We start from the raw sequence: 25080 nt of genomic DNA on the forward strand, positions 1-25080 counted from the left end.
ACCGGCACGACCGGCCGTCCCGGCAGTCCGCCGGGGCGGCCGGTCAGCCGTGGTACGCCAGCTCGCCGGCCCGCAGTGGCACGTCGACCCGGTTCTCCGGCGGCGCGAGGGGGCAGGCCCAGCGGTCGTCGTACGCGCAGCTGGGGTTGTAGAGGTAGTTGGCGTCCAGCCGGACCCGGTCACCGGGCAGCAGCTCGACGCCCCGGCCGAAGGTGCCCTTCACCGTGTCGGTGAGGTACCGCCCCCCGCCGTAGGTCTCCTGCCCGCAGGTGCCGTCGCGCAGCGGCACGAAGAGCCCACCCCCGTACGCCTCGATCCACCACAGCGTCAGCGGCCCCCACGGCGTCTCGGCCACCGCCACCCGCCGGTACGCGACGACCCCGTCCGGGCCGCCGGTGTCCACCCGCAGCTCGCCGCTGGCCGGTCGCAGGGGCGCCTCCACCACGGCCTCCGGGTTCGGCGCGAAGTAGCGCACACCGGTGAAGCCGGGCCGCTCGGCCGGCGGTATCGGGCTCTGCGGGTGGGTGGCGAAGAGCTCGTCGCGGCCGGCGCGGAAGCCGGCGAGGTCGACGTCGGACAGGTACAGCCGGGCCACCCGCTCCCGCCAGTCGGCCAGTTCCAGATCGGTCAGCATGCGGCGGACTCCTGATCGATTGACAACTCTCCGGACCGCAGGGGCCTGCCGCACGCCTGGCAGCAGACCTCGGCGACGAACACCTCACCGCACACGTCGTGGATGAAGTCGACCTTGGGTACCTCGGCGTCGCTGTAGGTGTCGCCCCAGCGCTTGAGCACGAGGATGACCTGCCCGAGGTCCCTACCCTTCTGGGTGAGTTCGTACCCGGCGACCTTGCCGTCCTCGGTCGATCGCGCCTGCAGGATGCCGGTCTCGGCGAGCTTTCGCAGCCGGGCGGCGAGCACGTCCCGGGGCGCGCCGACCGCTCGCAGGATCTCGGTGTAGCGGGAGGCCCCGAAGGCGAGCGCCCGCACGATGTGCAGCGACCACCTGTCGTTGACCGCGTCGAGCGCCACAGCGAGCGTGTCCCGAGACGGTTTGGAATTCAAACCACCGGTGCTACGGTTCGTCTGGTTGGACATTCAAACCACACTACCCGAGGAAGCACCCATGACGTCGCCACCCGAACCACGTACCGAGCGGGAAACGCCCGTCGTCACCCACCGCCGAGCCTGGCTCTCCCTCGTGCTCACCGGGCTGATCATCGGTACGGCCTTCATCGCCGTCTACGTCGGGCTGCAACGCGGTCCCGAGCCGCGCCACCTGCCGATCGCGGTGGTCGGTGAGCAGCTGGCCACCACCGCACAGGCCGGGTTCGGCGATGCCGTCGCCGTCACGCCGGTGACCACCGTCGAGGACGGATCGGCCCTGGTCCGCGACGGCGACGCCGTCGCGGTGCTCGGCGCGACCTCCCCCGGCACGCTGACGCTCGACTACGCCGGCGCGAGCGGATTCAGCGAGAGCGGCGCCGCCCGGCAACTCGCCGCCGGTCTCGCCAGGCAGGCCGGCGCGACCGTCCAGGAGAACGACATCGTGCCGCTGGCGAGCTACGACAGCCGCGGGTTGTCCGCCTTCTACGTGGTGTTCGGGGTCACCCTCTCGTCGTTCGTCCTCGCGCAGGGGCTCACCGCGGCCACCGCGAAGGTGCGCCTGCGGCACCGGCTCTATGCCGTGGGCGGATTCGCCGTCGCGATCGGCGTGATCGCGGCGACGGTCGCCGGCCCGGTCTACGGGTCACTGACGGCACCGTTCCCGCTGCTCGCCCTGTCGCTCATCCTGCTGTCGGCCGCCAGCGCCTTCACGACGAAGGCCCTCGGGGCCTGGCTCGGCCCGATCGGAATCGCGCTCGCCGTGCTCACCCTCACCACCATCGGCAACGCGACGAGCGGAGCGACCATCGGGATCGACCTGCTGCCGGGATGGGCGCAGGCGATCTCCGCGAAGCTCCCGCCGGGCGCGGCCGTGCGCGCGGTCAACAACTTCGGTTACTTCAACGGCTCGCACACGCTGGTGCCCCTGGCCGTCCTCGCCACCTGGTTCCTGGCTGGCCTGGGCTTCGTCCTGCTCCGACAGCGGACCACGCGGCGACGCCCGCCCGCGACACCCTGATCCGAGGGTGGAGCCGGCCGGGTGGGCGCACGACGGGTGCCCACCCGGCCGTCACTCCCGAGGCCAGTTGCTCAGGACGGCGTCGAGGGCGTCGAGGGCGCGGGCCCAGGATTCGTCCGTCGAGCGCGGGGTGTGGCGGAAACCGCCGGTCCGCTCCAGGCTCACGAAGCCGTGGAACGTGCTGTGCATCATCCGGACGGCGTCGGTCTGGTCCGGCTCGGAGAGCCGGTAGCCGCGCAGGATCGCCCGGGTCATCTCGGCGTGCCGGACGCCCGCGCTCGCGGCGGCCGTCTCGGGGTCGAGGTCGATCTGCATCGCGGCGTAGCGGCCCGGATGCCGTGTCGCGTAGTCCCGGTACGCGTTGGCGAAGGCGACCAGCGCGTCCTTTCCGGCCCGGCCGGCGAGCGCCTCGGCGACCCGGTCGGCCAGCTCGGCGAGCGCCAGCAGGGCGATCCTGACCCGCAGGTCATGGGCGCTCCTGATGTGGAAGTACAGGCTCGCGTCCTTCACGCCGAAGTGCCGCGCGAGCGCGGCGACGGTCACGTTCTCGACGCCCACCTCGTCGGCCAGCTCGGCCGCCGCCAGGGCCAGTCGCTCGGCGGTCACTCCGGCACGTGCCACGCACCACACCCCAAAAACTAGTCTTGTTAGTCGTTTGCCTAGGAGAGCTAGGCTGATGCCTATGTTAGCCCTCACCGAGCCCGCCATCCGCGCCTCCCTCGTCAACTGCACGCAGGGCGAGGCGAAGCGGCTGGCCGTACCGAACGATCTTGAAATGCGCCCCTGGGACGACCTGGACTTCCTCGGCTGGCGCGAGGCCGCCGCGCCGCAGCGGGCCTACCTGATCGCCGAGGCCGACGACGGCCTCGTCGGGGTCGCGCTGCGGGTGGCGCCACAGCAGACCGGGCGGGTCCGGCGCAGCATGTGTTCCTTCTGCCTGACCACCCACACCGGCGACGGCGTCTCGTTGATGACGGCCCGCAAGGCCGGTCGGGACGGCCGGCAGGGCAACTCCGTGGGCGCGTACGTCTGCTCCGACCTGGCCTGCTCGCTCTACCTGCGCGGCAAGAAGGACGCCGGGCGGCGGATCGACGAGACCATCACCCTGGCCGAGAAGATCGACCGCACCACCAGCCACCTCGCGGCGTTCCTGCGCAAGGTCACCGAGTAGCGGGGGAAGCCGGCCGGCACCCCGGTGGGGCCGCGCCGGTCCGATCAGCCGGTCAGCACGACCGCCCCGGCCGGGCAGGTTCGCCCCCTGTCGAGCTGCCCCATATCTGGTCCGGCCGTCGACGCGGACCCTTCGACTAGCGGTCGGTGGCCAGGCGGGCGTGCAGGTGCTCGTCGTAGCGGCGGCCGTCGCCGTACTGGTACGCCTCGCGCAGCGTCCCCTCGGCGAGATAGCCGGCCCGCTCGGCGACCCGGCAGGACGCCGTGTTGGCCACCGCGTGGCACAGCTCCACCCGGTGCAGCCGAAGGTCGCCGAACGCCCACTCGGTGAGCCGGATGACAGCCCGCGTCGCCACCCCGCGCCCGCGCGCCGCCGGCATCGTCCAGTAGCCGATGGAGGCGTCGCCGTGGTGGATGTGGTGCAGCGACACCGAGCCGAGCAGCTCGCCGTCGGCGGCCTTGGTCACCGCCATGGAGGCGTGGTCACCGGCCGACCAGTCGGCCCGGCGACGCACCCAGAGCAGGGCGGCCTGGTCGTCGACCGGGCCGCCACCCTGCGGGTTCCACTGCGCGATGGCCGGGTCGCGCAGGGCGTCGCGCACCGCCGGGGCGTCCGCCTCTTGCCACGGACGCAGCAGCAGGTCGTCGGCGGCGAGCTCCACGTGTTCCACGAAGCCGGAGTCTGGCACACCCCGCGCCGGCGCCGCCGCCCAATTACCCCGAGCTTTGTTCAAAGCTGTACGAAGCACACCACTAACCGGACAGACGTGACGCAGAAAACGCGCGATAGCGCTAGTTAAATTTTGAACTAGCGCTATCGTGATGGGCGTGACCGAGAGCCTGGACAGCACCCGAGCGGCCGCCTGGCGTGCCTACATCGAGGCCAGCCAGCGCCTGTTCACCCAGCTGGAAGACGACCTGCGCGCCGACAGCGACCTCACCTTCGCCGACTACCACGTGCTGGTCCTGCTCTCCGAGGCGCCGGGGCAACGACTGCGGATGGGCGAGCTGGCCGGCCGGCTGGTCTTCTCCCCCAGCCGACTGACGTACCAGATCTCCTCGATGCAGCGGCGCGGGCTGGTCAGCAAGGAGGCCTGCCCGGACGACCGACGCGGCAGCGAGGCCGTGCTCACCGCCGCCGGACTGCTCACCCTGTCCGAAGCCGCACCCCACCACCTGGCATCGGTGCGTACCCACCTGATGGACGACCTCGACGACGCCGAGGTCGCCTGCCTCACCCGGGTCTTCGACCGGCTCGGCCGCCGCCTGCGGGCGGCCGGCACCACGTCGAGCAACACCCACGCCACACGTTAAGGAGCCCCCGATGCCCGCGATCACCGTCGACAACGTCCTCGTCCTGCCCCGCCTGCCCAAGCTCGACGAGTCCACCAGCTTCCGCAAGGTCCGCACGGTGACCACCGCGCCCAGCGGCTTCGAGGGTGAGGGCTTCCCGGTCCGCCGGGCCTTCGCCGGGGTCTCGACGACCGACCTGGACCCGTTCATCCACCTCGACCAGATGGGCGAGGTGGACTACGCGCCGGGCGAGCCGAAGGGCACCCCGTGGCACCCGCACCGCGGCTTCGAGACCGTCACGTACATCATCGACGGCGTCTTCGACCACCAGGACTCGCACGGCGGCGGTGGCACCATCACCGACGGCGACACCCAGTGGATGACGGCCGGCAGCGGCCTGCTGCACATCGAGGCCCCGCCGGAGCACCTCGTGCTGAGCGGCGGGCTCTTCCACGGCACGCAGCTCTGGGTCAACCTGCCCCGCGCGGCCAAGATGAACCCGCCCCGCTACCAGGACATCCGGGGCCGGGAGTCGGCTCTGCTCACCACGCCCGACGGCGGCGCGCTGATCCGGGTCATCGCCGGTGAGGTGGCCGGGCACCGGGGGCCGGGGTCGACGTTCACGCCGATCACCATCACCCACGTCACGGTGCAGCCGGGCGCGCAGGTCGACCTGCCCTGGAACCCCGACTTCAACGCCCTGGTGTACGTCCTCGGCGGGCGCGGCACCGTCGGCGTCGAGCGCCGGCCGGTCCGCACCGGTCAGCTCGCGGTGCACGGTCCGGGCGACGCGCTGCGCTTCAGCGCGGACCCCACGCAGGACAGCAACACCCCGGCGCTGGACCTCTACATCATGGGCGGTCAGCCCATCCGGGAGCCGGTGGCACAGTACGGCCCGTTCGTGATGAACACCCGCGACGAATTGCTCCAGGCGTTCGAGGACTTCAAGGCCGGCCGGCTCGGCGTCATCCCCACCGAGCGGGTGCCGCACACCGACGGCCAGGGCCCGCGTCCCTGACCCTGACCATGCGAAAGGCCCCCGGTTACCAACCGGGGGCCTTTGCGTAGTACTGGTCAGGCGACTTCGTGTGCCTTCGCCATGTCGACGAAGCCCTGCCACTGCGCCGGCCCGAAGGCGAGCGTCCCGCCGTCGCGGTCCTTCGTGTCGCGGACAAGGACGACACCGGGAAGGTTGTCGGCGACCTCGATGCACGCGCCGCCGTTGCTGCCGCTCTTCGTGCTCTTGCGCCACTGCGCGCCGGTCATGTCCATGCTGATGCCGCTTCCCTGATGAGGTCGAGAGATTGCGTCCTGGGTAGAGCATCGCCAACTATGCGCGCCCACCGCCGTTCGAGGGTAGCAATTTCCGCCGCGTCGTCCGTGATGTGCGCCTTGACCTGGCCATCTTGATGCCCCACACGCGTGCCGTCAGGCCCCTCGGCGAGGATGAATGGGCCACCCATTCCGAGGTACATCGGAGTATCGCGCGGAACCACATGGACCTGCACCAGCTCGGCGCACACGGCGATGTGCTCACACTGCTCGCGCATGATGACACCGCTGGGTCCGACCCGCCGACGTAAGACGGCCTCGTCCATCAGCACGACGACGAGCGGGGGCCGCGGCCGGCGAAGGATGGCCTGTCGCTGCAAACGCGCCGCGGCCAGCTCGTCGACCTCGTCAGGGCTGAAGGATTCGATCTCAAGCGTGGCCCTGGCGTAAGCCTCCGTCTGCAGTAGACCGGGCACCCATGCCAGCTCGAACCATCGAATGACCGTGGCCTCGTGTTCGATCTCGGCCCATTGACGGAACCACGACGGTTCACGACGCTTGAGTACGTCCGGCCAAAGGTCCCCTACGTCCCGAGCGAGCAACCTTGCGATCTGGGAACGGTGACGCGGTCGCGGGACGCGTCCAGGATTGACCCATCGCTGCGCCGTTTTCGGGTCTACGCCCACCTGAGCTGCAAGAGATTCCGCTGTCTCGCCTGCCTCGGTCATGGCCGCGATGAGTCCGTGGTTCACAGCACCTCCCATGTGGACGTCCGGGACACCCAAAACACCTTAACCAACGCTGTGTATCAGTCCCAACACTCTCGGCAGGGTTACGTCAGACGGCGCGGCCGGTAGGGACCACCCGAGACCCGGCGGACGCGTTCGTACCGGGGCCGCCCCTGTCCGGCGAGCACCTCACGGGGGCGGCCCCTTCCCACGACAGCGCCAAGGAGGCACCGTGCGCTTCACGTTCTGGCACAGCGAATCCATCCTGAGAGGGGCAGGCCCCCGCCCCGCCCTGCCTCGCTCGGCCGGGGCCACGGTTCCCTCTGAGGCGTTCCGGGTGGACGAGGTCGGCCGAGTAGGTCACCTGCTCCGGGCACCGGAGTTCCGGGCGAACGGGGGTCAGGCGTGATCTCCGCCCAGGTTTCCGTCCCCGAGCGAGGGCCGATCGCGGACCGTCCGCGCCGGCACGGCCAGGCCCCGCCACACACGCCGTTACGGCCGCACTGGGTGTGCCGTGCCGACGGTCAGCCGTGGCCGTGCCCGACCGCGCGACTCATGCTCAAAGCCGAGTACGAGAACAAGATGCCGAGCCTGTCGATTTACCTGGCCGGGTTGCTGTACGAGGCAATGCGCGACCTGTACCACCTGAACCCACACGACGGGCCGAGCCCGCGAGCCCTGTACGACCGGTTCGTGGGATGGGGACCGTTCCGCAGGCCGATCGTTGAGCCTTCGACCCAGCACGGCGGCACCTAGATTCCCGTTGGCCGCCGTCCTGGCCAGCCTATGAGGGCCGCATCCCAGATCATGTCTTTACCAATGGAAAGTTGCGTGATTCGCTACTCTACGCAGTCCTTGCCGCAGAGTAGCCTCCGGTAGCATGGCCGGCGTTATGCCCGATTGCCCCATGGCACTTGCTCGGTGGAGCCGAACCATCCGAAAGGCGGCATCTGCTTCGAGTAATTGCCGTTGTATCCTATCCGGTGGAGGATTAGCATGGTCAAATAATGCCGCGCCAAAAACCAAGCGTCCTTAGATACGCCTGCGATGTGATAGATCTCGTCTCGCGGCGACTTGGGATGCACGAGACGGTTGCGGAAGCGGACCAGCGCCGCAGGCGCGTCTGTCAACTCTTCCTCCTTGGCGAATTGCTCAAGAGCGGGAAGGTCGAATTCGCTGAAGTTGGTGGGCATTGAGGCCAATCTGAGCACCTCACGGAGGCTCGCTTCGCCGTGCCACCTTTTGCCGTAGACCGCTTCATTTACTCTACCGCTAAGGACCAGCTCGACCCATTCGATGTTCTCGAGTGCCGAGAAGGCTGTCGTTATCCGCTGTTCGACGAACCCAACACTGTTGGTTTGAACTGCCGAAACCATCTGAAACCTGAGTAAACCTTGCCCACCATCCTGGCGGAAAGCTCGCAAAAGCGAGTGCACGTAGTTGTCAAAGTCTTCCGCAGACTGGTAGTAGAGCCATGCCGCGCCGATGTTCTGAAGGGGGTCGCAGAGGGCTGACGACCAAGATTCCCAAATTACGGTGCCGTCAGGCCCGTATCCGACTGGGAGCGCGGGTGCCACCCAGCGGCCCAATGCGAACGAGAGACCTACGCGCATCTGCTCTAGAAACGCCTTCGCAGTTTGGACTGAGAAAGGTGCGTGGTCCGACCGGCGCACTTCCATGACATGTGTCAGGACGAAGACGTTGTCGGCGTGGGCGTCTCTAACGATTTCCGAAAGGTCTGGGCGACTGTCGAGAGTGATGCTCCAGCCCTCGACTTCCCCTCGCCAGCGGCCCGCCCACCAATGAACCCGACCGTCCCTTCGTGCCTCAAGCGTGGCGTTACCCAAGATGTCGGCCAAGTTCATCCAGTGCACCAAGAGTCGATCGAGATGCGCGTCGGGGTCACCGAACTCGCAATGATCTATCCAGCCTTCACCGTGGGTGCGGCACATCCCCTTCAGTTTCCACGGCCTACCATGCCGCTCGATCGTGAAGTCGATCTCGCCCGGCCAGTCAGGGCTGTCCTCATCGTGCGTTTCGAATGACCATTTGAGTCTCGGGGATGGAGCGCAGGAAAGTTGAATCACGCCGTCACGGCACTCAGGGGCCAGGCCGCTGAAGGATCCACGGTGCAGTGAGACCGGCTCATTCGGACTGTTGAAGCGATACAAGGGAACTAGCGGTTCCTCGCTGTCACGTTTCCTGCCGTCTTGGGTCACCCGACACTCCTAACGGATCTGAGGCCAGCCGGACAGGATACGTGAAGGTCGGTGGGATTGCCAGGTTGAAGGCACGAAGAGTGCGAGGCTGAGCCTTAGGTGTCGGGTCTCAGGACGTGCGTGACAGACCAGTCTCGGGACGTGGGTGACACGTCCGGCTAGACGATCTTCGTTTCAGGGTAGCTGTTCAGGGTTCGGGTGGCCGCTCGTGACGCCCTAGGATCGGCGGGTGCTGGCTGACGAGGAACGTCTTCCGCAGTTCCCTTATCACCCGGATCCCGTGGGGACGGGTTCGATCGTGGCCGCTGAGGTGGTGTGCGCGTGTTGCGGGCGGCGGCGGCCGTTCACGTATGCCGGCCCGGTCTTTGCGGTGGAAGAGCTGGACAGGGCGCTGTGCCCGTGGTGCATCGCAGACGGCAGGGCGGCTGCGATGTTCGACGCGCAGTTCACCGACGTGAGCTGGCGGGTTCCGGACGATGTGCCTGCCGACGTGACCGAGGTGGTTCTCCGCCGGACGCCCGGCTTTGTGGGGTGGCAGCAGGAACAGTGGTTGCATCATTGCCGAGACGCGGCGGAGTTCCATGGCTCGGTCGGGGCGAACGAGTTGGCTGCCTTTCCGGACGCGCTGGAACACCTTCGGCTGGAGTTGGCCGGGTCTGGCTGGTCGGACGATGACAAGGACTGGTATCTGCAAGCGCTGAGCAAGGACGGCCCGGTCACCGCCTATCTCTTCCGCTGCCGGCACTGCGGCAGTTACCTCGCGTACTCCGACTCGACCTGACCGCCCGTTTGCTGTCGCGGGGGCTCCGGCTTGCGGACCTTGAACCGGGCGATCGGTTTGACGGTGGTGCGCGGGACTTCGGTGAGGAGCTGGTCGCCGTCGTGGACGCGGAAGGTGGTGTCGGCGGCTTCGACGGTGAGCGTTCGGCCGGCGTGGGCGATGCCGACGTGGATGCGCTGGCCCGCGATGACCAGGGCTCCTCGGCAGCTGACGCGGCGTTCGACCCGCACGGGTTCCGGGTTCGGGGTGGGTGGTGGTCCAGCGGGGCGGGCGTCGCGGATGCTGGCGGTCTCGGCTGGTGTCAGGGGGTTGGGTAGGCTGCGCAGCAGGACGCCGTCGGCGGTGATCTGCAGGAGACCGCGGTCGAGTCGGACGGTCACGCGCCTGCCGGCGAAGTGGTAGCCGACGGGATGCTGTCGGCCGGCGAGGCTGATCAGGCCAGTGGCGTTGACGAGCCGTTCGACCTCGATCGGGGCGCCGGCCTGGATGGGACCGGTGGTGATCGGTGGTGGCCCGGCGGGTTGGCCGTCGTCGGCGAGGAGTTGCCGCAGGTGACTGGGGGTGAGCCGGGATGGGACGGTCTTGAGGCGGACGCCGTCAATGAGCAGGTGAACGACGGTGGTGTCGGCCCAGAGGGTGACCGGAAGTCCGGCGCGGGTGGGGCTGAGCCAGAACTGTTGCCCGCAGACGGTGAGGTTGCCCGAGGCGGGAACGATACGGGTGACCTCCACGGCCAAGCCGACATCGTCGCCCACGGCCACTGGTGCGGCGGCGACGGAGGCCGAGTCGGCGGCTGACCCTTGCGTCGACGGCGGCACGGGCAGCGGCTTTCGGGGAGCGGGGATGGTAGTGGTCAGCGTCGGTGGAAGCCGCAGTGGCAGCTGCTCGTCGGCAGGAGAGGTCGTGAATCGGTCGCATGGGAACGCCATTCCCAGGGACTGGTGCGGCCGTTCGGTGTTGTATTCGTGCCAGAACACGTCGATGGCGGCCTGGGCCTCCTCTGGGCTGGACCAGACCTCGACGTCGTCCAGGAGTTCGCGTTGCAGGGTCTGGTGGAACCGTTCGACCTTGCCCGTGGTGGTGGGTGAACGGGGCTTGGTCAGCCGGTGGGTGATGCCGTTCTCCCGGCAGATCCGGTCGAACATCACCTCCCCGCCGCCACGACCGAACCGGGCAGTGAACTGCTTGCCGTTGTCGGTCAGGACCTCCTCCGGTATCCCGAACCGTTGCAGGGCTTCGGCGAAGGCGAGGCAGACGGCCCGGCCGGTGGCCCGACGGACCACGGCAGCGATCACGCAGAACCGGGAGTGACCGTCGACGCCGGTGACGACCTTCGCCTCACCACCGTCAGCCAGCTGGATGCCGCCGACAATGTCGAGCTGCCACAGCTCCATCGGCCGGCCACGTTCCCATCGCCGGTAGTCCTCCCGCCGACGCCGGCGAGGCGTCGGATCGATCAGGCCGTGTCGGATCAGCACCCGATGCACCGTGATCCGCGACGGAATCGAGCCGGGACAGTCGCGGCGGCCGAGTTCATAGACGAGGCGACGGGCGCCCCAGCGGGGATGGTTCCGGCGCAGCTCACAGATCAGCGCCTCCACCTCCGGCGGAGTCTGCCCAGGTGAGGAGCGCGGCCGGCTGGAGCGGTCGGCCAGCCCTTCCAGGCCCTCATCCTGATACCAGGCCAGCCACCGGTGCACGGCTTGCCGGGAGACTCCGAAGCGTTCCGCGACGTCCGTGACCGTGGATCCGGCCAGCACGTCCTGGACGGCTCGATACCGCTGTTCCATCACGCTCATCTCCACCAACACTTGGCGGAGTGTCACGCAGGTCCTGATACCGATGTGTCACCCAGGTCCCGAGACCGGACACCTAGGCGAGTTGCAATACCTGCGTGACAGATCGGTCTCAGCGCACCTGTAACACCTTCGGCTAGACGATCATGTCCAAAAGCTGGCTGCGGGACAGGGCCTACCGCAGCCCCGAAAGGAGTGACGTGGGCGCGAAGACAGCCCTACTGGCGTTCACCGACGGCGACATCCGTCCGACGCTGCGCGGCGCCACCCGATCGGAGCGAACCAAGACCGAAGCGTTGGTACGGCAAATCCACCCCGGCTACCTGGTCGAACCCGCTGATGACAACACACTGCTCGACGGCACCTACCCCCCAGACGACGTCATGTACGCCACTGTGCTGGCCGGGGCAGAGCTGTACTGCGACCGACGGCTCATGCTCGATCGCCCGTCCCAACTACCGGAGCACCTGCTCCGAGCTGGAGCGGGCCGCCGAATCATCATCCACGGGATGCACTCGGTCGTGGACTGGCTCGGCTTCGCGGTGTGGGAGGACGGCGTATTGGTCAGATCGCTGGGACTGTCGCCCGACGGCGGCATCCAGGAGAGCATCGGCAAGCCCTACGACTTCGAGTTGCCGTACTGGGCCGGTGAGCATCCCGTCGAGCCCGTACCAGGCTGGCACAACCAGGACCCCTACCCGCTGCCATTCCATCCCCTCGACCTCGGCGAAGAAGCGTTGCGTGCGTTGTTCGGCTTCGCCATCGAGGGCCTCCCGTCCCCCGACGATATCGACGCTGATGCCGTGCATTTGCACGGCTTCCGCGTGACCGACCGGTCCGGCGAGGAACAGGCAGCCCGTGAGGGCGCATACGCGGAGGCGCTACGGACCATGGGGCCGCCTCGGAGGTATCGCATGGGACCGGACGGCACGATGTACGAAGTGCAGTCCGACTGCAACTGACTTGTCGATGACCGTGCACCACGCCACGTAGTCTTCAACAGTGGACACAACAGCCCTCACACCCCGCGTGCTGGTGATCGGGTTGGATCCGTATCGGGTGCCGGGGCCGTGGGATCCCAAGCCGGTCGCAGACGGCATCGAAGTCGGAAGGGCCCGATTCGTCGAACACAAAGTGGGGGCTGAGTTCTGCCTGTTCGGCCTCGACGGCAGCGACGATGTGGAGGCGGTGGTCACCACTGCCCTGTGCGCCCAGCCTTGGGAGTGCGTCGTCATTGGTGGCGGGGTGCGCAATCAGCCGGAACTGTTCGAGCTGGTGGTCAATCTGGTGCGTCGGCACGCGCCCGAGGCGGCGATCGCCTTCAACAACACTCCGATGGACACATTCGACGCGGCCGCCCGCTGGGTTGAGGTACCCGGATGATCGCTCAGGACACAGATGCGCCCAGCACACGGTTGACGTACCGCCTAGCAGCTTTGTAGGACCCGTTCAACGTCCGCGCCTGTTTGAATGACCACTGCGTCGGCGCGAAACCCCTCGGGCAGGTGATGCCGCTGCCCTTCGTGCGCGAGCAGGGTGGGGCAGCCAGGTGGAAGCACAACGGCATCGGCGAGCCCGATGAACGTGACGAGCATGTCCAGAACCGCGCCGCCGGAGAACCGGCTGATCATGAGACTGCCCAGCGTGTCGTCGACAAGAGCAGCGTAGACGTCTGCCGTGCCGCCGTCGTCGGCGCTGATGTGCCAGTAGCTGTGCGGGGGTTCGCGGCGGTTGACGCGGGGCCCGAAGACGGCCAGGAACGCATCGGCCGCCATCGGGGCGGCATCGCCCTGCTCGAACCGCTGGACGAACATCTCGTAGCTCACCCGAGCACCCTAGGGCGTGATCCGAACGATCACGGGGCACGACGCAGGTGTCGAGCACCGGCCCGGACTGGTCTTCAATCCCAGAAGTTGAACAGCAGCTCACCGACGGTCGTCGGCTTCCAGTAGTCGATCTGGTCGTGTTCGCCGGCGTCGAGAGCGGTCAGGTCAACCTGTGTCAGATCGGTCTGCAGGTCGTCCGTGTGTTCGAGCATCCGGACGGCGAGGAAGACGACCTGTCAGGCCCGGTCGACGGACTGGAGAAGCTCGCGGGTCAGCACCAGTTGTTCGGCTGGCATGTTGACGGCCGGGTGCTGGAGTTCCTCCGACTGACGCGGGCAGAGCTCGACGTGGACGAGTACGCCTACGGATGAGGCGGCATCTGGTCCACCGCCCTCGCCTTGATCTACCCCAGATGAGTGATGTGGGGGTATCTCGTGGCGCGGAAGACCCCACATCGGCGATGTGGAGACGATCAACGCATCGGCGGACGATCAACGCAACGGCGCCCCGACGGCCGAAGACGTCAGCGTCAGGAGACCGCGAAAATCCCCGCGACGCCCAGAATCACCATCAGCAACACCGCTACCAGCGCACCCCGTTCGCTCTCCACCGCCGGCTCGCGGTACTCGGTCACGGGGTTCGTCGTCTCGCGGTGCATGGTGTGGCCTCCTCGGCTGTTCGGTCGTGCTCGCGTCGTCATCCAGGTCACCGTTCGGCCGGCCTGGCATGCGGACCCGCCTCGGGGGTCCTACCGTGAGGACGTTGTCGACCTCCGGGGGGCTGGACGTGCCGTTACAGGACTGGTTCCTCAGCGCACAGGAACGCGCCAACCCGGTCTCTGGGTTACCCGTTTGGACCAGAGGAAACCTCGCCGAGCCGTTGATTCACGGCGCGGCGTACTTCGACCGGCTGGTCGAGGAGGTGGAGGCGCTGACCGACGGTGACCACCTCTTCTTCACCGACTGGCGGGGCGACCCGGACCAGCGGCTGCGCCCCGACGGCCCGACCGTGGCCCAGCTCTTCGCCCAGGCCGCCCAGCGCGGCGTGGTGGTCAAGGGGCTGATCTGGCGCTCACACCTGGACGCGCTGGCCTACAGCGAGGCCGAGAACCGCAACCTCAGCGAGACGATTTCGGCGGCCGGCGGCGAGGTGCTGCTCGACCAGCGGGTCCGCCGCGGCGGCTCGCACCACCAGAAGCTGGTGGTGCTGCGGCACCCGGGCGCCCCGGAGCGGGACATAGCGTTCGCCGGCGGGATCGACCTGTGCCACAGTCGCCGGGACGACGCCGCGCACGGCGGTGACCCGCAGCCGGTGCAGATGTCTCCCCGGTACGGCCCGAACCCGCCCTGGCACGACGTGCAGCTCGCGGTGCGCGGCCCGGTGGTCGGCGCGCTGGACACCGTGTTCCGGGAGCGCTGGACCGACCCGATGCCGCTGGACTCGGAGAACCCGATGGCGTATCTGCGGGATCGGTTGCGCGGCGCGGACCTGCGGCCGGACCCGCTGCCCGAGCAGCCCGCCGACCCGCCCGAGTGCGGGCCGCACCAGATCCAGGTGCTGCGCACCTACCCCGCCGTCCGGCCGCGCTACTCCTTCGCGCCCGACGGCGAGCGGACCGTGGCCCGGGGCTACACCAAGGCGGTCCACCGCGCGCGACGGCTCATCTACCTGGAGGACCAGTACCTCTGGTCGACCGAGGTGGCCAACCTGTTCGCCCAGGCGCTGCGGGAGAATCCCGAGCTGCACCTGGTCGCCGTGGTGCCCCGGCACCCGGACGTGGACGGCCGGCTCGCCCTGCCACCCAACATGGTCGGCCGGGAGCAGGCGCTGTCGCTGTGCGAGCGTGCCGCGCCGGACCGGGTGCACGTGTTCGACGTGGAGAACCACGCCGGCACCCCGGTCTACGTGCACGCGAAGGTCTGCGTGGTCGACGACGTCTGGGCCAGCGTCGGCAGCGACAACTTCAACCGCCGCTCCTGGACGCACGACAGCGAGTTGTCCTGTGCGGTGCTCGACGACACGCGCGACGAGCGGACGCCCACCGACCCGGCGGGCCTCGGCGACGGGGCACGCGCCTACGCCCGGGACCTGCGGCTGCGGCTCTGGCGCGAGCACCTGGACCGGGACCCGGACGGCACGGACGACGCCGACCTGCTCGACCCGGCCGACGCCGTCGCGGCCATCACGGCCGCAGCCGACGAACTGCAACGGTGGTACGACGGCGGCCAGGTCGGCGATCGTCCGCCCGGCCGGCTGCGCCCGCACCGCCCCGAGCGACTGCCCTGGTACATCCGCACCTGGGCGCTGCCGGTGTACCGGCTGGTCTACGACCCCGACGGCAGGCCGCTGCGCGCCAGGCTGGCCGGCACCTGGTGAACCTGCCGGGCCGGCTCGGGCAGGCCGGCGCCGCCCGGGTGCACGGTCAGGCCGCCGGGGTAGGCGAACGAGGAGCGCGGCGAGAAGTAGCCGAAGCCGATGGTCAGCGGGTTGGCGGGGCGCAGCGCGTACATCGGGTGCCGGGGTTGCAGGAACTCCACCGACTCGATCTCGAACGGCGCGACCGGCTCGGCCACGAACGGGTAGACCGAGCTGAGCAGTTGGCCGTCGCGGCACGTGAAGTAGCGGTGGTGCCCGCTGCTGATCACGTGACCGGTCTCCCCCACCCGACACCGGGCGCGGATCAGCGGCGCCCCGTCCGCCTCGGTCTCGGCGAGCAGCGCCTCGCCGCTCACCTCGATCCTGGTATGACCGGCGAGCACCGGGGCGCCCCGCGCGGTGGCGTACTCGCGGACCAGCCGGCTGGAGGCCACGTAGTGGGTCCACCAGCCGCCCGGGTTGAGCCCCCCGGGCGCGTCCACGCCCGCGAGTGAGACGCCGAGGTACGTCAACGAGTAGGCGCCGAAGCCGGAGGTCTGCGTCTCGTCCTCGACGACGTACTGGTTGAGGAACACCTGCCGGTCCGCACGGGGACGCAGCCCGGCGGGGACGAGTGCGGCGACCGCGTCAGGATCCGCTGGCAACCAGCTGAAGTACAGGGTGCGACTGTTCACGACGAGCTGGGGAGCCGCTGGATCGAGCATGGTGCCTCCGAACCGGGTGTCTACCCAGCGACGCTACGGCCGGTCCCGCCGACGGGACAACGACGGATAGTTGACACTGCCGCCCGAATGTCGGATTTCATGTTGACCACTTGGCGGAGGGTGCGGCACCGACCGGTTGGGCCCAGAGGGACGACCGGGTGCCGCAGGATCGCCCGGCACATGGGTAAGAGACCCCACAACCTGCTCGACGGCTGCCGCTTTTGCGCGTTTTGTGGTTCAACACGCCTTAAGTACATCAACCTTTCGGCTAGATTTCTCGGAGCCGATCAGGTTAAGGTGAGTCCCGAACGGCCCATTCGAAGCTAAACCAAAGCGTCACGTCTTTTTGTCCGCGGACGAGGTGCAGGGAGGACCACCCATGACCGCGCCAACGATCACCGAGCAGGCGAGCACCACGGCTGCCGAGCAGACGAGCACCACCAAGCTGGACCCGCGGGCGCTCACCGACAGCGCCGCCGACCTGCTCAACGCCATGGCCGCACTGCCCGCCAACCACCCGTCGCGCGCCGCTCTGCGGGACCGCGCGATCGAGGCCTGGCTGCCGCTGGCCAACCACCTCGCCCACCGCTACAGCGGGCGGGGCGAGCCGACCGACGACCTGGCGCAGACCGCCGCCGTCGGCCTCATCAAGGCCATCGACAAGTTCGACCCGTCCCGCGGTGTCGACTTCGCCGGCTACGCGATCCCCACCATCATCGGCGAGCTCAAGCGGCACTTCCGCGACCGCACCTGGGACATCCGGGTGCCGCGCCGCCTCCAGGAGCTGCGGCTGGCCATCTCCGACGCCAACAGCTCGCTGCTGCAGACCCTCGGCCGCTCGCCGACGGTCGCCGACATCGCCGCCCACCTCAAGCTCACCGAGGAAGAGGTCCTGGAGGGCCTGGAGGGCGCCCGCGCGTACAACGCGGTGTCGCTGTCCACCCCGACCGGCGACGGCGAGCGGGCCACCGAGCTGGGTGACATGCTCGGCGGCGAGGACAACGAGTTCGAGCTGGCCGAGCTGCGGGTCGCCCTCGGCCCCGCGCTGGCCACGCTCGACGAGCGTGAGCAGAAGATCCTCACCCTGCGGTTCTACGGCAACCTGACCCAGTCGCAGATCGCCGACCAGATCGGCGTCTCGCAGATGCACGTCTCCCGGCTGCTGGCCCGGGCGCTGACCAAGCTGCGCGGCCAGCTCGACGGCACGTACTAGGCACCACACGATGAAGGGCCGGGTCAGCGTGGACCCGGCCCTTCATCGTGTGTCGGGACGTTCGAACGGCGCACCGGCCGGGTCGCTCCCTCAGGGGCAGCGGCCCGGCCGGTCCCGTCAGCGGCCGGCGGGCTCCCGCCACATCGGCCAGAACGGCGTGCCGTCGGGCACCCGGAAGGGCTCGCCGGCCCGGTAACCGTGCCGCGCGTACAGGTCCCGGCTGCGCGGGCTGCTCGCCTCCAGGTAGGCAGGCATCCCGTTGGCGTCCAACCAGGCGTGGTGGTGCCTCATCAACGCGGTGCCCAACCCGTGCCCCTGCCGTCCCGGCTGCACGGCCAGGAAGGCCATGTGGTGGTGGTCCGGATGCGGGTGGTTCGCCGCGAACAACTCGTCGAGATGCTGGAACCGGTCGGTCCACTCGCCGCACGCGGCGGCGAGCCGGGCGTCGTAGTCAGGCGGCGGCGGGGCCGGCTCACCGACCGACGGAAACCAGACCGCGACTCCGGCCCGGTCCGCGGTGGCGTGCACGAACCCGTGCCGCATCGCGTGGTCGACCAGGATCTCGAAGTCCCCGGCCAGCACGGCCTCGCGCTTGCTCGCGTCGGGCACCAGCCAGGAGGTCACCTCCAGGGCCGTGAACGCCTCGGCGATCCGGTTGGCGACCAGCGCCGTGTCCTGCGGCCCGAGCCGTTCGACGGCCACGCTCATCGGGACACCTCCGCACCAGCCGGCGTCGGCGTCGGCTGCTCCCCCGACCGCACGGCCGCCGCGGCGCTCGCCGCGCCGAGACCGATCCGGGCGTACGTGTCCGGACGGTTGGTGCGCAGCAGCAGCGCCCACGCGATGCCGAGCGCGGCCGCCACCGGGTAGACGGCGGGCAGCTCCCAGCGCAGGTTGGAGTCGGGTGCGACGCCGAGCAGGTTGGCGAAGTTCGACACGGCCAACCAGATGATCACGACGAGTGCGACGGTGGCCAGGCCGGGTGCGATGGCCCGGCGCCAGAGGGTCTCGCCGCCGTGGCGGACGAAGTAGGCGATCACCGCCACCGAGGTGGTGGCGATGAGCAGCAGGACGCCGAACCCGCCGGTGGTGCCGCCCCAGAAGAACAGCTGGACCACCGGGTCCCAGCCGTTGACGGTGTAGAGCAGGATGACCAGCAGGCCGAGGACGCTCTGTGCCAGCGACGCGGCCCGGGGCGAGCCGGTCCGCGGCGAGGTCTGCCCGAACACCGCCGGCAGCACCCGCTCCCGGCCCAGCGCGAAGGTGTAGCGGGCCGTGGTGTTGTGGAACGAGATCATCGCGGCGAGCACCGAGGTCAGGAAGAGCGCCTGCCCGATGGTGACCGCGGTGTCGCCGAGCTGGGCGGCGGCCAGGTTGAAGATCAGCCCGACGCTCTGCTCCCCGGCCTCAGCGACGATCTTGTCCGGCCCGACGGCGACGGTCATGGTCCAGGACGAGAGCGCGTACAGCCCGGCGATGATCGCCACCGAGAGGTACGTCGCCAGCGGCACCGTCCGCTTCGGGTCCTTGCTCTCCTCGCTGAACACCACCGCGGACTCGAAGCCGACGAACCCGAGGATGGCCAGCACCAGCACCGCGCCCACCCCCGGCACGAAGAGGTTGTCCGGCGACAGGGCGGCGAAGCTCACCTGACCGTCGGCCGGGTTGCCGAGCTGGCCCAGGTCGAAGACGAGGATGACCACGATCTCGGCGACCAGCAGCGCGGCGAGCACCAGGCCGTTGATGTCGACCCGCAGCAGGCCGAGCAGGCCGACCAGCGCCCACGCCACCAGGGCGACGATCGACCAGTGCGGGTGTCCGCCGAAGATCCGGTCGAGCACCGGCTCGGCCGCGACGCCGATGGTGCCGTAGAGCCCGACCTGGAGCGCGTTGTACGCGATCAGCGCCACCCAGGCGGCGCCGACGCCGGCCGGCCGGCCGAGGCCACGCGAGATGTAGGCGTAGAAGGCGCCGGCGTTCTCGACCTGGCGGGACATCGCCACGTAGCCGACCGAGAACAGGGCGAGCACTGCGGCGACCACCAGGAAGGCCAGCGGGATGCCGGTCACGCCGATGACGCCGTAGCCGGTGGTGACGACGCCGGCCACCACGGTCAGCGGCGCGGCTGCGGACAGGACGAAGAAGATGACCGAGGGGACGCCGAGGCGTCCCCTCGCGAGGGCTTCGGAGACATTGCTGGGTCGGTCGACTGTCGATGTCGATGGCATACGACTACTCCGGATGTCGAGGGGGAGGGGTTGGGGTTACCGGGGGAATCAGGGGATGCCGCGCAGCACGGCTGCGCCGACGGCGGCCTCGGTGTGCCCGACGAGCTCCTTCAGGGGCGCCGGTAGCGCGGGGATGAGGACGTTCAGCCGGTGGTGGGCGCGGGGGCCGGCGCTCCACAGCACCTCGCGGGTCAGCCCGGCGGCCACGACCAGGCCGAGCAGCAGCGCGTCCGGCACGCTCGGCGGGTCGGGGCGTTCCAGCAGCGCCCGCAGCCGGGTGGCCGGCCAGGCCACGGCGTTGAGGTCGATCGGCAGATAGCTGACCGAGGTACGGAGCAGCCGCCGGCTCTCGTGGCGGCGCAGTACGCCGGCCCGGGCGAGCCGCTCGCCCACCGAGGTCGTCGCGCTCTGCGCCAGAAAGCTGAGCCAGACGTTCACGGCCCGGTGCTGCGACTCACCGATCAACTGGTCGAGCACGGTGTGCGCCAGCGCGTCGGCGGGTGGGCGCCGGTCGATGACGGTGACCTGTCCACCCGAGACGGTGATGTGCCCGTAGAGGGTCAGCTCACCGAGGAGCCCGGCGGCCAGGCCGAGGCCGGTCGCCGCCGGGTGGAGCTTGGCCTTGCCGCGGGTGTCGTTGTGGGCGATGAGAAAGAACTCGTCGGCGATGAGCAAACGGTCCTCCCGCTCGGCTGTGTCCACAGTGTTCGCGCCCGGAAAAGGATGCACCGACGGCTACTGCAACGCAACTCCCAGATTTGAAAGTTGCACTCCGTGCAGGCGCGACCTGCGGATCTTGTCGTGACAGACTCGGACGGTGACCGCCGCCTCCACCATCCGGCCCGCCGCCAGCCCCACCGTGCGCCGTCGGCGCATCGCACGCGAGCTCCGCCAGCTCCGGGAACGGGCGGGCATGACCCTCGACGTGGCCGCCCGCCAGCTCGACATGTCCAAGAGCAACCTGTCCCGGATCGAGACCGCGCAGATCGGCATCAAGCCCCGCGACGTGCGGGCGGCGCTCGCCCTGTACCAGGTCACCGGCGCGGACGCCGAGGCGCTGATCGAGATCGCCCGGGGCGCGCAGCAGCGCGGCTGGTGGCAGAACTACAGCGACGTGTTGCCGGAGTGGTTCGAGTTCTACGTCGGACTGGAGGCGGAGGCGGCGGCGCTGCGCACGTACGAGGCCGAGTCGGTGCCCGGACTGCTGCAGACCGAGGCGTACGCCCGGGCGATCTTCCGCCGCACGGCCGGCGAGGACGGCGTGGAGCGCAAGGTCGCGGCCCGGCTGCGCCGCCAGGAGGTGCTGCGCCGCGAGGACCCCGTCGGGTTGTCGGTGGTGCTCAACGAGGCCGTGCTGTTGCGCCCGGTCGGCGGCCCCGCCGTGATGGCCGAGCAACTGGCCCACATGAGCAACATCGCCCAGTTACCCAACGTGACAATTCAGGTACTGCCGTTCGCGGCCGGCGAGCATCCGGCGATGACCACCCCGTACGTGATCCTCAACTTCGCCGACGCCGCCGACGCGTCAGTGGTTTACCTGGATAACCTTACGATGGGCCTGGCTCTGGAGGATGCCGATCATGTGCTCGGGTATAGCCTTCTGCACGAGGAGCTGTGCCGGATGGCACTCGATCCGGGGGCGTCGCTGACCCACCTCAAGGAGGCTTCTCGTAACTTTGCGTGACCGCGTCTGCGGCACGCCGACGCAGACGAGAGGTACCACGGATGACGGCGCTCGACCTGACCCGGGCGGACTGGCGCACCAGCACGCGCAGCAGTGGCAACGGCAACTGCGTGGAGGTCGCGACAGTCGACGGTCGGGTCGCCGTCCGGGACAGCAAGGATCGCTCCGGCCCGGTGCTCGCGTTCGGCTCGGCCGCCTGGCGTTCGTTCCTGCACGGTCTTCCCGAGGTCCGTCGCGGCTGAGTCCCCCGCACCGGTGCGAGACTGGGCCGTGCTCTCCGACGTAACCCTGGACCTGCCGGTCCGTCCGGCGTTGCCGGCGCTGCTGACCGCGCTCGACGCGGCCGGCGCCGCGGTCCTGGTGGCCCCGCCGGGCACCGGCAAGACCACTCTCGCGCCGTTGGCGGTGGCCGACCGGGTCGACGGCCGGGTGGTGATCGCCCAACCCCGGCGGGTGGCGGCACGCGCCGCGGCCCGGCGGATGGCCGAGCTGCTCGGCGAGCGCCTCGGCGACCGGGTCGGCTACGCCGTACGCGGCGAGCGTCGGGTCGGCCCGGCCACCCGGATCGAGGTGGTCACCACCGGCCTGCTGGTCCGCCGGCTGCACCACGACCCGGAGCTGCCCGGCACCGGTGCGGTGCTGCTCGACGAGTGCCACGAGCGGCAGCTCGACGCCGACCTCGCACTCGCGTTCACGGTGGAGGCCCGGGCCACCCTCCGACCGGACCTGTGGCTGCTCGCGATGTCCGCCACGCCGGACACCGACCGGTTCGCCGCGCTGCTCGGCGGGACCGCCGCCGCCCCGGTGGTCCGGGCCGAGTCGGCGCTGCACCCGGTACGGCGGATCTGGGCGCCGCCGCCGCGGCCGGTCGCGCCGCCGGGGGCCGGGCCGGTGGACCGCGCCCTGCTCGACCACGTGGCCGCCACCGTCCGTCGGGCGCTACGCGAGCACGACGGCGACGTGCTGGTCTTCCTGCCCGGGGCCGGAGAGATCGCCGCGGTCGCCGGACGGCTCGGCGACCTGCGGGACACCGTCGACCTGCTGCCGTTGCACGGCCGCCAGCGCGCCGCCGAGCAGGACGCGGCCCTGCGTCCCGGCGTCCCCGACGGCCGGCGTCGCGTGGTGCTGTCCACCGCGCTGGCCGAGACGAGCCTCACCGTGCCGGGCGTGCGGGTGGTGGTGGACGCCGGACTCTCCCGGGTGCCCCGCATCGATCTGGCCCGTGGACTGGGCGCGCTGATCACCGTGCCGGTCTCCCGGGCCGCCGCCACCCAGCGGGCTGGCCGGGCCGGCCGGGAGGCCCCGGGGTACGTCTACCGCTGCTGGTCCGAGGCGACCCACGAGCGGCTGCCCGCCCGGCCGGAGCCGGAGATCGCCACCGCCGACCTGACCGGGTTCGCGTTGGAGCTGGCCGCCTGGGGGCGCCCCGACGGCGTCGGGCTGGCGCTGCCCGATCCGCCGCCGGCCGCGGCGATGGCGGTGGCCCGGGACACCCTCGAGACGCTGGGCGCGGTCGACGGGACGGGCCGGATCACCGGGCGGGGCCGGGTGATCGCCTCCGCCGGGGCGCACCCGCGGCTGGCTCGTGCGCTGCTCGACGGCGCCGGTCGGGTCGGCGCGGACCGCGCCGCCGAGGTGGTGGCCCTGCTCGCCGAGGAGAGCGCGGCCGGCCCGGGCGACGACCTGGTGGCCGGCTGGCGTCGGCTGCGCGCCGGGACCGACGCGGGCGCCACGGCCCGCTGGCGCACCGAGGTACGCCGGTTACGCGCCGCGCTGCCCGCCGGTGGGCGGGCCGCCTCGGGCGGACTCACCGACGATCTCGCCGCCGGGCTGCTGGTCGGTCTCGCGTACCCCGAGCGGCTGGCCCGGGTGCGGCGGCCGGGCGGGTCCGCGTACCTCATGACGGGTGGGACCGCCGCGGAGCTGGCGGTCGGGTCGGGGCTGGCCGGGTCCGACTGGCTCGCGGTGGCCGTCGCCGACCGCCGCCCCGGCGCGCCGTCGGCGCGGATCCGCCGGGCCACCCCGCTGGACGAGGCGACCGCCCGAGAGGCGGCCGGCCCGCTGCTGTCCACGCGCCGCGAGGTGGGCTGGTCCGACGGGGACGTGGTGGCCCGGGAGGTGACCCGGCTGGGCGCGATCGAGCTGGTGGCGCGGCGGCTGGACCGCCCGGACCGGGCGGAGGTGGCGGCGGCGCTGCTGTCCGGCCTGCGCCAGGAGGGGCTGGGGCTGCTGCCGTGGACGCCGGCGGCACGGGGGCTGCGCGAGCGGATGGCGTTCTGCCGGCACCACCTCGGCGACGAGTGGCCCGACGTCAGCGACGAGGCGCTGCTCGCGACCGCCCCGACGTGGCTGGGGCCGGAACTGGCCGCTGCCCGGCGACGCGCCGACCTGAGCCGTGTGGACGTGACCTCGGCGCTGCGCCGGCTGTTGCCGTGGGCCCAGGCCGCGCGCCTCGACGAGCTGGCGCCGGAACGCATCGAGGTGCCCAGCGGCTCGCGGATACGGGTCGACTACGCCGATCCGGCGGCGCCGGTGCTGGCGGTCAAGCTTCAGGAGACGTTCGGCTGGCCGGCGGCCCCGCGCGTCGGAGGCGGCCGGGTGCCGGTGCTGCTGCACCTGCTCTCCCCCGCCGGCCGCCCGGTGGCGGTAACCGCGGATCTCGCGTCGTTCTGGCGTACCGGCTATCCGCAGGTCCGCTCGGAGCTGCGCGGCCGCTATCCCCGACATCCGTGGCCGGAGGACCCGGGCACGGCGACGCCAACCCGGCGTGCCGCGCCGCGTCGGCGCTGAGGAGGGGCTACTCCTCGACGACGTCGGCCACCACCACTGTGACGTTGTCCGGCCCGCCCGCGTGCAGCGCCAGGTCGATCAGCTTGCCGGCGCAGGCGGACCGGTCCGGGTAGCCGGTGAGCACCTCGGCCAGGGTGTCCGGGCGGACGACGTTGGAGAGGCCGTCGCTGCACAGCAGCCACCGGTCGCCGGCCCGGGGCACCATCGTCGCGTACGACGGGGAGACGTCCTCGCCCTGCAACGCCTGGGTGACGACCGCCCGGCGCGGGTGGCTGCTCGCCTGGTCCGCGGTGATCACGCCCTGGTCGACGAGCATCTGGACGAAGGTGTCGTCGCGGGTGACCTGCTTGAGCACACCCTCGCGGAACAGGTAGGCCCGCGAGTCTCCGACGTGGGCGAGGGCCAGGCAGCTGCCGGTACGCGCGAAGAGCAGGGCGGTCAGCGTGGTGCCCATGCCCTGGCGCTCGGGGTCGTCGGCGACCGCCTGCCGGATGCGGGCGGTGGCCAGCGCGATGCCGTCCTGTAGGGCGGCCACCAGAGCGTCCTCGGGTGTCTCCACGTCCAGCGGAGCGACCGCGTCGATGGTGAGCGAGCTGGCCAGGTCACCGGCGGCCATTCCGCCCATGCCGTCGGCGACGGCGACGAGCCAGGTGCCGGCGTGTAGGGCGTCCTGGTTTCCGCTGCGGATCAGCCCACGGTCGCTCGTTCCCACGGAACGCAGCTTCAGGGTCATGGGAGGCAGCCTGCCAGGCGAAGGGCGCAGTTGTCTCTAGGAGATCAGGACGACGGGGCGTGGCGCGGCCAATCTCACGTTGCCCGGCCGACGCGACGACAGTGCGCGGCCGGACCGGCCGCCCTCGTCGCGCGCCAGAACC

29 protein-coding genes are annotated in these 25080 nt (G+C 70.4%); 14 read left to right on the plus strand and 15 right to left on the minus strand.

Annotated elements, in window-relative coordinates:
• Positions 1-43 precede the first annotated feature (43 nt).
• Positions 44-631: a DUF1684 domain-containing protein gene (locus ACFYPR_RS17540; protein ID WP_355065769.1), complete on the minus strand. Its 588-nt coding sequence runs from the start codon at positions 629-631 to the stop codon at positions 44-46.
• On the minus strand, positions 628-1032 hold the full coding sequence (locus ACFYPR_RS17545; RefSeq protein ID WP_354860150.1) for a helix-turn-helix domain-containing protein: 405 nt from the start codon (positions 1030-1032) through the stop codon (positions 628-630). The genes ACFYPR_RS17540 and ACFYPR_RS17545 overlap by 4 nt, the downstream gene beginning before the upstream one ends.
• Positions 1033-1126: 94 nt before the next feature.
• Between ACFYPR_RS17545 and ACFYPR_RS17550 the strand changes: the two genes are divergently transcribed.
• Complete coding sequence (locus tag ACFYPR_RS17550) at positions 1127-2125, plus strand: hypothetical protein (protein ID WP_387260867.1); 999 nt, start codon at positions 1127-1129, stop codon at positions 2123-2125.
• A gap of 51 nt (positions 2126-2176) precedes the next feature.
• Here the strand turns inward: ACFYPR_RS17550 and ACFYPR_RS17555 are convergent, their stop codons facing one another.
• The gene (locus tag ACFYPR_RS17555) at positions 2177-2746 is read right to left on the minus strand and encodes a TetR-like C-terminal domain-containing protein (protein WP_354860155.1); all 570 of its coding nucleotides are present in this window, start codon (positions 2744-2746) and stop codon (positions 2177-2179) included.
• Positions 2747-2801: 55 nt separating this feature from the next.
• On the opposite strand from ACFYPR_RS17555, the gene ACFYPR_RS17560 reads away from it, so the two are divergent.
• Entirely contained in the window at positions 2802-3296 is a 495-nt protein-coding gene (locus ACFYPR_RS17560; RefSeq protein ID WP_354860158.1) for an FBP domain-containing protein, read from the plus strand.
• Positions 3297-3432: 136 nt separating this feature from the next.
• Here the strand turns inward: ACFYPR_RS17560 and ACFYPR_RS17565 are convergent, their stop codons facing one another.
• The gene (locus ACFYPR_RS17565) at positions 3433-3966 is read right to left on the minus strand and encodes a GNAT family N-acetyltransferase (protein WP_387260871.1); all 534 of its coding nucleotides are present in this window, start codon (positions 3964-3966) and stop codon (positions 3433-3435) included.
• Positions 3967-4123: 157 nt separating this feature from the next.
• Here ACFYPR_RS17565 and ACFYPR_RS17570 point away from each other — a divergent pair, with 157 nt between their 5' ends.
• Together ACFYPR_RS17570 and ACFYPR_RS17575 are read left to right on the plus strand one after the other, a co-directional pair.
• On the plus strand, positions 4124-4609 hold the full coding sequence (locus tag ACFYPR_RS17570) for a MarR family transcriptional regulator (protein ID WP_354860163.1): 486 nt from the start codon (positions 4124-4126) through the stop codon (positions 4607-4609).
• Between the two features lie 10 nt (positions 4610-4619).
• Positions 4620-5606 (plus strand): pirin family protein, encoded by a 987-nt coding sequence (locus ACFYPR_RS17575; RefSeq protein ID WP_354860165.1) that lies wholly within the window; start codon positions 4620-4622, stop codon positions 5604-5606.
• A gap of 56 nt (positions 5607-5662) precedes the next feature.
• On the opposite strand, the gene ACFYPR_RS17580 is transcribed toward ACFYPR_RS17575, so the two are convergent.
• Entirely contained in the window at positions 5663-5854 is a 192-nt protein-coding gene (locus tag ACFYPR_RS17580) for a DUF397 domain-containing protein (protein ID WP_363935795.1), read from the minus strand.
• Entirely contained in the window at positions 5851-6612 is a 762-nt protein-coding gene (locus ACFYPR_RS17585; RefSeq protein WP_363935758.1) for a DUF5753 domain-containing protein, read from the minus strand. The genes ACFYPR_RS17580 and ACFYPR_RS17585 overlap by 4 nt, the downstream gene beginning before the upstream one ends.
• A 381-nt stretch (positions 6613-6993) precedes the next feature.
• On the opposite strand from ACFYPR_RS17585, the gene ACFYPR_RS17590 reads away from it, so the two are divergent.
• The gene (locus ACFYPR_RS17590) at positions 6994-7344 is read left to right on the plus strand and encodes a hypothetical protein (RefSeq protein ID WP_387260874.1); all 351 of its coding nucleotides are present in this window, start codon (positions 6994-6996) and stop codon (positions 7342-7344) included.
• Between the two features lie 134 nt (positions 7345-7478).
• On the opposite strand, the gene ACFYPR_RS17595 is transcribed toward ACFYPR_RS17590, so the two are convergent.
• Entirely contained in the window at positions 7479-8807 is a 1329-nt protein-coding gene (locus tag ACFYPR_RS17595) for a hypothetical protein (protein ID WP_387260877.1), read from the minus strand.
• 229 nt (positions 8808-9036) lie between these two features.
• Here ACFYPR_RS17595 and ACFYPR_RS17600 point away from each other — a divergent pair, with 229 nt between their 5' ends.
• Positions 9037-9588: a CbrC family protein gene (locus ACFYPR_RS17600; RefSeq protein WP_363935752.1), complete on the plus strand. Its 552-nt coding sequence runs from the start codon at positions 9037-9039 to the stop codon at positions 9586-9588.
• Here the strand turns inward: ACFYPR_RS17600 and ACFYPR_RS17605 are convergent.
• Complete coding sequence (locus ACFYPR_RS17605) at positions 9561-11387, minus strand: IS481 family transposase (RefSeq protein ID WP_363935790.1); 1827 nt, start codon at positions 11385-11387, stop codon at positions 9561-9563. The genes ACFYPR_RS17600 and ACFYPR_RS17605 overlap by 28 nt on opposite strands.
• Before the next feature lie 197 nt (positions 11388-11584).
• Here ACFYPR_RS17605 and ACFYPR_RS17610 point away from each other — a divergent pair, with 197 nt between their 5' ends.
• Both ACFYPR_RS17610 and ACFYPR_RS17615 read left to right on the plus strand, forming a co-directional pair.
• Positions 11585-12346, plus strand: a complete 762-nt coding sequence (locus tag ACFYPR_RS17610) for a DUF6928 family protein (protein WP_363935749.1) — start codon at positions 11585-11587, stop codon at positions 12344-12346.
• A gap of 40 nt (positions 12347-12386) precedes the next feature.
• Positions 12387-12767 carry a hypothetical protein gene (locus ACFYPR_RS17615; RefSeq protein WP_363935747.1) on the plus strand — a complete coding sequence of 127 codons (381 nt, stop codon included), beginning with the start codon at positions 12387-12389 and terminating at the stop codon, positions 12765-12767.
• Positions 12768-12811: 44 nt separating this feature from the next.
• On the opposite strand, the gene ACFYPR_RS17620 is transcribed toward ACFYPR_RS17615, so the two are convergent.
• On the minus strand, positions 12812-13210 hold the full coding sequence (locus tag ACFYPR_RS17620; RefSeq protein ID WP_363935745.1) for a hypothetical protein: 399 nt from the start codon (positions 13208-13210) through the stop codon (positions 12812-12814).
• Between the two features lie 47 nt (positions 13211-13257).
• On the opposite strand from ACFYPR_RS17620, the gene ACFYPR_RS17625 reads away from it, so the two are divergent.
• Complete coding sequence (locus tag ACFYPR_RS17625; RefSeq protein WP_363935743.1) at positions 13258-13581, plus strand: hypothetical protein; 324 nt, start codon at positions 13258-13260, stop codon at positions 13579-13581.
• 158 nt (positions 13582-13739) lie between these two features.
• Here ACFYPR_RS17625 and ACFYPR_RS17630 read toward each other — a convergent pair whose 3' ends face one another.
• Positions 13740-13868, minus strand: coding sequence for a hypothetical protein (locus ACFYPR_RS17630; protein ID WP_354860174.1), 129 nt, complete (start codon positions 13866-13868; stop codon positions 13740-13742).
• A 128-nt stretch (positions 13869-13996) separates the two neighbouring features.
• On the opposite strand from ACFYPR_RS17630, the gene ACFYPR_RS17635 reads away from it, so the two are divergent.
• Complete coding sequence (locus ACFYPR_RS17635; protein ID WP_355065767.1) at positions 13997-15586, plus strand: phospholipase D-like domain-containing protein; 1590 nt, start codon at positions 13997-13999, stop codon at positions 15584-15586.
• On the opposite strand, the gene ACFYPR_RS17640 is transcribed toward ACFYPR_RS17635, so the two are convergent.
• Positions 15535-16290, minus strand: a complete 756-nt coding sequence (locus ACFYPR_RS17640) for a hypothetical protein (RefSeq protein ID WP_387182005.1) — start codon at positions 16288-16290, stop codon at positions 15535-15537. The genes ACFYPR_RS17635 and ACFYPR_RS17640 overlap by 52 nt on opposite strands.
• Before the next feature lie 379 nt (positions 16291-16669).
• On the opposite strand from ACFYPR_RS17640, the gene ACFYPR_RS17645 reads away from it, so the two are divergent.
• A complete protein-coding gene (locus ACFYPR_RS17645; protein WP_354860179.1) occupies positions 16670-17503 on the plus strand; it encodes a SigB/SigF/SigG family RNA polymerase sigma factor in 834 nt (277 codons plus the stop codon).
• Between the two features lie 117 nt (positions 17504-17620).
• Here ACFYPR_RS17645 and ACFYPR_RS17650 read toward each other — a convergent pair whose 3' ends face one another.
• The 3 genes from ACFYPR_RS17650 to ACFYPR_RS17660 are packed head-to-tail and all read right to left on the minus strand — an operon-like array spanning position 17621 to position 20406.
• The gene (locus ACFYPR_RS17650; RefSeq protein WP_354858269.1) at positions 17621-18211 is read right to left on the minus strand and encodes a GNAT family N-acetyltransferase; all 591 of its coding nucleotides are present in this window, start codon (positions 18209-18211) and stop codon (positions 17621-17623) included.
• Positions 18208-19731, minus strand: coding sequence for an APC family permease (locus ACFYPR_RS17655; protein ID WP_354858271.1), 1524 nt, complete (start codon positions 19729-19731; stop codon positions 18208-18210). Before ACFYPR_RS17655 ends, ACFYPR_RS17650 begins: the two co-directional genes overlap by 4 nt.
• Before the next feature lie 48 nt (positions 19732-19779).
• On the minus strand, positions 19780-20406 hold the full coding sequence (locus ACFYPR_RS17660) for a GPP34 family phosphoprotein (protein ID WP_354858351.1): 627 nt from the start codon (positions 20404-20406) through the stop codon (positions 19780-19782).
• 184 nt (positions 20407-20590) lie between these two features.
• Between ACFYPR_RS17660 and ACFYPR_RS17665 the strand changes: the two genes are divergently transcribed.
• Genes ACFYPR_RS17665 through hrpB form a run of 3 tightly spaced genes read left to right on the plus strand, consistent with a single transcriptional unit; the run spans position 20591 to position 24205 of the window.
• The gene (locus tag ACFYPR_RS17665; protein WP_354858353.1) at positions 20591-21415 is read left to right on the plus strand and encodes a helix-turn-helix transcriptional regulator; all 825 of its coding nucleotides are present in this window, start codon (positions 20591-20593) and stop codon (positions 21413-21415) included.
• A 41-nt stretch (positions 21416-21456) separates the two neighbouring features.
• Positions 21457-21657 (plus strand): DUF397 domain-containing protein, encoded by a 201-nt coding sequence (locus ACFYPR_RS17670; protein ID WP_354858273.1) that lies wholly within the window; start codon positions 21457-21459, stop codon positions 21655-21657.
• Positions 21658-21685: 28 nt separating this feature from the next.
• Entirely contained in the window at positions 21686-24205 is a 2520-nt protein-coding gene (gene hrpB, locus ACFYPR_RS17675; RefSeq protein WP_387261240.1) for an ATP-dependent helicase HrpB, read from the plus strand.
• A 7-nt stretch (positions 24206-24212) separates the two neighbouring features.
• Here hrpB and ACFYPR_RS17680 read toward each other — a convergent pair whose 3' ends face one another.
• The gene (locus ACFYPR_RS17680) at positions 24213-24938 is read right to left on the minus strand and encodes a PP2C family serine/threonine-protein phosphatase (protein ID WP_234587811.1); all 726 of its coding nucleotides are present in this window, start codon (positions 24936-24938) and stop codon (positions 24213-24215) included.
• Between the last annotated feature and the right edge of the window lie 142 nt (positions 24939-25080).

This window comes from Micromonospora sp. NPDC005254, from assembly GCF_042872525.1.
Lineage (GTDB): Bacteria > Actinomycetota > Actinomycetes > Mycobacteriales > Micromonosporaceae > Micromonospora.

Coding starts and splice junctions, on each gene's coding strand:
- ACFYPR_RS17575 (WP_354860165.1), top strand. CDS start 4,620: ATGCCCGCGATCACCGTCGACAACGTCCTCGTCCTGCCCCGCCTGCCC.
- ACFYPR_RS17680 (WP_234587811.1), bottom strand. CDS start 24,938: ATGACCCTGAAGCTGCGTTCCGTGGGAACGAGCGACCGTGGGCTGATC.
- ACFYPR_RS17550 (WP_387260867.1), top strand. CDS start 1,127: ATGACGTCGCCACCCGAACCACGTACCGAGCGGGAAACGCCCGTCGTC.
- ACFYPR_RS17605 (WP_363935790.1), bottom strand. CDS start 11,387: ATGAGCGTGATGGAACAGCGGTATCGAGCCGTCCAGGACGTGCTGGCC.
- ACFYPR_RS17630 (WP_354860174.1), bottom strand. CDS start 13,868: ATGCACCGCGAGACGACGAACCCCGTGACCGAGTACCGCGAGCCGGCG.
- ACFYPR_RS17645 (WP_354860179.1), top strand. CDS start 16,670: ATGACCGCGCCAACGATCACCGAGCAGGCGAGCACCACGGCTGCCGAG.
- ACFYPR_RS17670 (WP_354858273.1), top strand. CDS start 21,457: ATGACGGCGCTCGACCTGACCCGGGCGGACTGGCGCACCAGCACGCGC.
- ACFYPR_RS17655 (WP_354858271.1), bottom strand. CDS start 19,731: ATGCCATCGACATCGACAGTCGACCGACCCAGCAATGTCTCCGAAGCC.
- ACFYPR_RS17640 (WP_387182005.1), bottom strand. CDS start 16,290: ATGCTCGATCCAGCGGCTCCCCAGCTCGTCGTGAACAGTCGCACCCTG.
- ACFYPR_RS17580 (WP_363935795.1), bottom strand. CDS start 5,854: ATGACCGGCGCGCAGTGGCGCAAGAGCACGAAGAGCGGCAGCAACGGC.
- ACFYPR_RS17650 (WP_354858269.1), bottom strand. CDS start 18,211: ATGAGCGTGGCCGTCGAACGGCTCGGGCCGCAGGACACGGCGCTGGTC.
- ACFYPR_RS17560 (WP_354860158.1), top strand. CDS start 2,802: ATGCCTATGTTAGCCCTCACCGAGCCCGCCATCCGCGCCTCCCTCGTC.